The organism is Kitasatospora sp. NPDC101157 (genome assembly GCF_044768255.1).
Classification (GTDB): Bacteria; Actinomycetota; Actinomycetes; order Streptomycetales; family Streptomycetaceae; genus Kitasatospora.
Window position 1 is genome coordinate 1 of sequence record NZ_JBIWPL010000046.1, and the last position, 5,699, is coordinate 5,699.

The window sequence follows — 5,699 nt, forward strand, 5'->3', positions numbered from 1 at the left end:
GATCAAGTGGACGCTGGACTACATGAACACCCGCTACGGCAGCCCGAACGCCGCCTGGGCGTTCTGGCAGACCCACCACTGGTACTGAGCCGACCAAATCGTTTCCTCCCCCGTGCCTCGGGGTCGGACAGGGGCCACCGAGGTGACCACGAGGGCCTGTGCCCGCGCGAATGCGCGGGCACAGGCCCTCGTCTTGTTTCCCTGCCGTCGGTATGTCGGCGACCCACCGGATCCTGCGCCTTGTTCTTCCCACCCACGCACGGCCCGCGACTTGCCCTGCCGACTACCCGGGATCGGGCGGCAACTGCGGATCGACGCGGGCCGCCGCCGTGCGGGTGGCTGGGCGCGGCGTGCTCCTCCCCCCGCACCCGTGGCCAGCGCCCGGCGGCGCTGGACCCGCCTACCTTGCGGGGGGCTCCTCCCCCCGCACCCGTGGCCAGCGCCCGGCGGCGCTGGACCCGCCTACCTTGCGGGGGGCTCCTCCCCCCGCACCCCCCACCAGCCCTGCGCGGGCTGGACATGCGCTGCCGCCCGCCCTGCGCCGCCGGATCCGCCGTCAGGGCCGTGGCCGGCCCCGCCGTCGGCTCGTCACCGCACCGACCGGACCGTGGACGGTCCGGCCTGGGCAGTTGGCGCCGAGAAGCGGCTGGCGTCCTTGCTGGGAGGCGGGCGTCGATCCGGCCTGCGCCAAGCATGGGTGACCTGCCGACGAACCAGGTGGGTGTGGACGTCGCTACCTGCCTCGAATGCCGCTTTCAGCCACTACTTTCTGGGACCAGGTGGAGGACCCCCATACGTGGTCCGCTCCAGCCAGGTCACGGGCAATGTCGGTGTCGGCTCACGATCGCAGGGCAAGGGTGCGTAGTTGTTCCTGCGGTTAAGGGTGGGGTGTGTTGGTCCGGGTGTTCGAGTCCGTTCCGGTTGTGGGTCCGGGGTTCCCGGGATGCATAGGTGAGCATGGTTGTTGGGGGAGCCGGGAGGGCAGGTGGTGGCCCTTTTTTGTAAGAGCGCAGTCGAGTGATCATGCCCCTGACCTGCGAACTTGAAAAATCAAAGGTATGGCTGCGCCGACACTAGGCGCCCGCTGGTGTCACGTGAGGCCGACTTTCGGACCCAATGTTTCGCACGATTGCGAAACATTGGCGTCGGGCTGCGGCGACGTTGAGGACTCCCGAGTGATCATCAGACCTGGCCAAACGGAGGAGCTAACGAAGCCCGGATGCTGCCCGCGACACGTGTTTCGCAGTCACGCGCAGAATGCTTCGCAGCATTGCGAAGAACATGTAGCCTGCTGCCGACACGAGGAAAAGGATCAGGGCCTTGGCACAGGCAGAGCGCGACAGCACCCGAAGGCAGACGCCCGAGCGGCCCCGCCGACCGAGACTCGAGCCCGCCGGCCCTCAGCATCAGCGCGACCTCGCCGCTGAGATCGTCCGGGGCTATGCCGGCCACCTCCCGAACGGCGTCTACGAAGCCCGCACGAAGTTCTACCGGCGCGCACCCCACGAAGTCCTCGGCTCCGACGGCTATGCCCTCCTCAGCCGCTACTTCGCCCGCTACGTGCTGCCCCAGGCCCTCATGTCCGGCGAGATGACGAAGCTCCAGTGCGCCGTGCTGTCCAACATCGTCGGCCGGGCCGAGCGCGGCGTCTGCCACGCCATCCAGCGCGAGATCGCAGACGAAGTCGGCACCAGCCGCTCCAGCGTCAGCCCTGCCCTCAAGCACCTCGCCGCCCGCAACTACATTCGCAGCATCGGCCGGGGAATTTGGCAGCTCAACCTCCTCATCGCCTACAAGGGCAACGGCGACGAGCAGCAGACCTTCCTCGCCGAACTTCGGGCCCTCGCCCTGGAAAACGGATTTCCTGACATCATCGGACTGGAAGCCCTCCGGAACGGGGACAAGGAGTCACCAGCATGCTGATGGTCACCGACCTGTTCGGGCTCCTGCGGCGTCTCGAACTCACCCCCACCGCCACCAACGTCCTGTCCGTCATGGTGGAGCGGCAGAACCCCGGCGGCGTCGTCCCCATCACTCAGCAGGACATCGCCGAGGAACTCCAGATCCTCCCCTCCGTCGTCAGCCGCGGAATGACCCTCCTCGTCGAGCGCGGCCTCGTCCTGCGCAAGGGCTACCGCTACCGCCTCCACCCCGCCATCGCCGGCTACAGCTCCGAACTCGAGATGCAGGCCGCCATGGCCCGGGCCGCCCGCGAAGGTGTCCCCCCAATCCTCATCCCCGACTACCAGGCCGCCCCACCCAAGACTGGCCGCACCCGGCTGCGCGCAGTCGGCTGACCGGCCGCCCTCATGCCAGTCCCGAAGCTACGGTGCACGACAAGGGTTCCGGGGCGCAGGACGGAGGGAGACGGTGAAGTCGGCAGTGGCATTCGTCTTCTGATCAAGCCGACTGCCGTTTCTGCTGTGTCGGCAGCGGCTGAATCTGTCCCAGCTGCTCCAGCAAGGAGCATGCCGACACCGGGCAGCGAACCATGTGGTTCGCTGCCCGGTCCTTCCGCGAGTGCGGAACCCACCTACCAAATTTGGTAGGTGGCAAAAGTGAGTGCGACCACCACTCGCACCGGCGCCGCGCTCTGTCCTCAAGAAGGTCTACCGGCGGATCGCGATGCTCGACGGACCCGGGTACCGACAGGAACCTTCGACGGGGGACACTGGTATCGGCCCGCCCGCACGAGACTTCCGGAGAACATGGTGAGCGCAGCGCCCGTGCACGGCCACCACGACGGCCAGCAGTCCATCCCGGGCACCCAGGACGCCGTTGCCGCCGCTCTGCCGCCGGCGCAGCGGATGGAGTTCTACCGGGAGATGGGCGAGGCCGATATCGAGACGATTGGTGGCGTGCTGAAGCGGTGGTGGCTGCGGGCCGAGCTCTATCGTGACCCGGAGGGCGACCGGATCCATGACGCCGTCCAGGCCGGCACAGCCCCCGGTACGTCCGCGTCTGCGGTTCTGCGGCGTCTCGGGGCCCTGTGAGCGACGACTTCGAGCACCCGGACGACGAGGACGACCCGATCACCCTTTCCCCAGTCGTCGAGGAGTTCCTCGGCGACCCGGGCACGCCAGCCGAGGTGTTCTCCGCTGTCGTTGCCTTCCTGGTCGACCTGCGCGAGAACCCCTTCCCGCACCTGAGCATGCCGGTCCCGGGCCGGCCCGGCATGCACTCGGCGCCGCTGCGCCGGGATCTTGGACTGGTGGAGTACGCGGTGAACGAGGACTCGGACCCGCCGCGGATCTACGTCTCGCGGATTCTGCGCGCGGACTGAGTGGCAGGCCCGTCCCCGAGGGGGCGGGCCTCTTCGTTACGGCTGTTGAGATAGGTCTGCCGGGCGGTGACCAGGTCCCGCCACGTGGTCCGCACGGTTTCCTCGTTGTGGGGCCAGTGGACACCGGAGGGGGCGTCAGGGCGCTGGCCGGCCATGTGGTGGGTGATGTCGGTGTAGTAGGCGTAGTCGCCGCCGCGGACGAGGTCGCGCAGCCGGGCCTGGGCGGCGACGATGCCAGCGGTGCGGGCCTCGGTGCGCAGGACCTCGAGGCGCTCGTCGACTCCGTCGCGGCCGGCGCCGCGGATGAGGGCGGCGGTGCGGACGGTCAGGGTGGTGGCCCGCAGGTCGAGCCCGGCCAGGAGCTGTTCGGCGAGGTCGATCTCGTCGTCGGCCGGCTGCGGATCGGTGAAGGCGAGGGTGAAGGCGCGCTGCGCCTGAGAGGTGGCACGCTCGCCAGCTACGTCGTGTTGCTCGGCGTCCGTGCGGGCGGCGAGGTAGGCCTCGGAGGCGCGCCTCATGTCGCCGTGGGGCCACAGGATGTCGCCTTCGACGCGGTGTTGGCGTCCCTTCCGCCCGAGGCCCTGCGCGGCCTGGTGGGCAGCGGGGAAGTCACCGGCAAGGCGGGCGAGATGGACCAAGCCGCGCAGGGCGGCAGGGGCAAGCCGGCCGCCGCCGTCCGCGACGAGCTGCATACCCGCGCGGGATCCGGCCCGGTGGCCGAGGTCGCGCTGCGCCTTGGCGAGGTAGTAGACCGCGAGGTGGTGCGGGTCCTCGGGCAGCAGGCTGGTGTCGACGACGGCGGCCAGGCGCTGGACGGTGCGGGCGCGGTGTTCGTGCTGGCGGCGGGCGAGGGCGTTGAGGGTCTCGACCGGGGCGTCGGCGGCCGTTGCGAGTGGCTGCCTGCCGTCGCGGTCCGCGCCGGTGCCGGTCGAGCGCAGGACGAGGGGTTCCCACACGGAGTCGGAGACGTATGTCCACGCTGCTTCCGAGAGCCAGCCGAGGCCGAGTCGGTGGTCGCGGGCGAGCGCCAGGCCCTGGCGCAGGCAGGCGGCCAGGAGACGCCGGCTACCGTCCGGCGAGCTCGTCCATTGGTCGCCGAGCGCGTCGAAGGTTCGGGCGGCGGTGCTTGCCCAGTCCTGGTTGGGCCAGCGGTCGTCGGTGTGGTCGTCGGCCCGGCGGATGGTGGAGCGCACCACGGCGTGCAGGTGGTAGGGCCACAGGGCGAGCTGGTCCTCGCGGACGAAGGGCCGCTCGGCCAGGCGCAGGGCCGCGGCCTGGTGAGTCATGCTGGCCGTGGCCGTGGCGAGCGCGATGTCGAAGGCGTCGAGCAGGGACACGGCGCGCAGAACGTGGCGCTCGTCGGGGGTGAGATCTTGGAGGGTGCGGGCGACGAGGGCCGGGAAGTCGTGGTCGAAGTCGGCCGCCTCGGGGGTGCGGGGGCGGCGGATCTCCAGGAACCGCATCACGGCGAGGTCGAGGAACAGCGGGAGGCCGTGGGAGCGGGCGGTGATGACCTGGCGCAGGTTGTCGCCGATGAGGGGCCGGCCGTCGGCGGTGAGGCGGCGGGCGAGGTAGTCTTCACAGTCGTCGGGGCTGAAGTCGCCGATCAGGACCTGCCGGTCGGCCGCCTTCCCCGCACCGTCCGAGGCGGCAGGCTCGGGGTCCGGGTGGCGGGGATGTGGGCGGCCAGCTGGGGCCAGGCAGCAGGGCCGGTGTAGTCGAGCTGTCCCTGCAGCGCGTCGTCGGCGAGGCCACAACCACCGGTTGGTTCGTCCCTGGCCACGACCAGAGGGCGCTGCACGAACGCGTCGCCAGAATCGGCTCAGTTTACGAGTTCATCCAGTGGTTCGACCACACACACCCCGGCGACCCCGCCCATTGACGAACCAGAAGGTCCTGCGTGGCACCCGGGATCGGGCGGTGGCGGTACTGGCCCGCCGCATCGCGAAGGTGTTGCCCGACCAGCGCGGTAGCACTGGTTTGACCGCTCTGTCCCGGAGACCTGAAACAGCATCCGGCCTCGGGTGTGGCACTGGCGGTCAGGCCAGACCGCTACCACCGGTGATAGCGGTCTGGCCCACCTGACCCTGTCCGGGCTGCGGGCCGGCACCGAGCGACCGGCGTGCGGTAGGGGTAATCCGCCCATGGTCCCTGAGCACTGCCACGTGGAGAGCTGGCACCTGACCAGGTACGAAATTTCGTATGTGCTGGGCGCAGGGGAGGGCGCCTGACCCACCGCCCGAATTCGGGCGGTGCCTTGATGTCGCAGGTCAGCGTCCTCTGGGGGAACGCTGGGGCGGAAGCAAGTCGGGGGGGGGGGGGGGGGGCCCCCCACCCCCCCCCCACCACGGGAGCGCCCAACGCCCACCCGCGGGCGCGGCCCGCCGCCCGGCCCCCCCCCGGCCCCAACCCGCGG

The 5,699-nt window shown here is 70.3% G+C and carries 5 protein-coding genes and 1 pseudogene; 5 read left to right on the forward strand and 1 reads right to left on the reverse strand.

Annotated features, from left to right (window positions below; genetic code table 11):
* The 5 genes and pseudogenes from ACIRVF_RS41395 to ACIRVF_RS41415 all read left to right on the forward strand — a co-directional run.
* A pseudogene (locus ACIRVF_RS41395) lies at window positions 1-88 on the forward strand (lytic transglycosylase domain-containing protein); the annotation flags it as partial.
* Between the two features lie 1,232 nt (window positions 89-1,320).
* Window positions 1,321-1,923, forward strand: coding sequence for a replication/maintenance protein RepL (locus tag ACIRVF_RS41400; protein WP_402829995.1), 603 nt, complete (start codon window positions 1,321-1,323; stop codon window positions 1,921-1,923).
* Window positions 1,917-2,297 (forward strand): helix-turn-helix domain-containing protein, encoded by a 381-nt coding sequence (locus tag ACIRVF_RS41405; protein WP_402829997.1) that lies wholly within the window; start codon window positions 1,917-1,919, stop codon window positions 2,295-2,297. Before ACIRVF_RS41400 ends, ACIRVF_RS41405 begins: the two co-directional genes overlap by 7 nt.
* Window positions 2,298-2,708: 411 nt before the next feature.
* Window positions 2,709-2,993 carry a hypothetical protein gene (locus ACIRVF_RS41410; protein WP_402830000.1) on the forward strand — a complete coding sequence of 95 codons (285 nt, stop codon included), beginning with the start codon at window positions 2,709-2,711 and terminating at the stop codon, window positions 2,991-2,993.
* A complete protein-coding gene (locus ACIRVF_RS41415; RefSeq protein WP_402830003.1) occupies window positions 2,990-3,283 on the forward strand; it encodes a hypothetical protein in 294 nt (97 codons plus the stop codon). Before ACIRVF_RS41410 ends, ACIRVF_RS41415 begins: the two co-directional genes overlap by 4 nt.
* Here the strand turns inward: ACIRVF_RS41415 and ACIRVF_RS41420 are convergent.
* Window positions 3,253-5,040, reverse strand: coding sequence for a hypothetical protein (locus ACIRVF_RS41420; protein ID WP_402830006.1), 1,788 nt, complete (start codon window positions 5,038-5,040; stop codon window positions 3,253-3,255). The two genes, ACIRVF_RS41415 and ACIRVF_RS41420, sit on opposite strands and share 31 nt — an antisense overlap.
* Between the last annotated feature and the right edge of the window lie 659 nt (window positions 5,041-5,699).

What these genes read in the sequence shown, in the direction of transcription:
- ACIRVF_RS41410 (WP_402830000.1), top strand. Translation starts at nt 2,709, where the DNA reads ATGGTGAGCGCAGCGCCCGTGCACGGCCACCACGACGGCCAGCAGTCC.
- ACIRVF_RS41405 (WP_402829997.1), top strand. Translation starts at nt 1,917, where the DNA reads ATGCTGATGGTCACCGACCTGTTCGGGCTCCTGCGGCGTCTCGAACTC.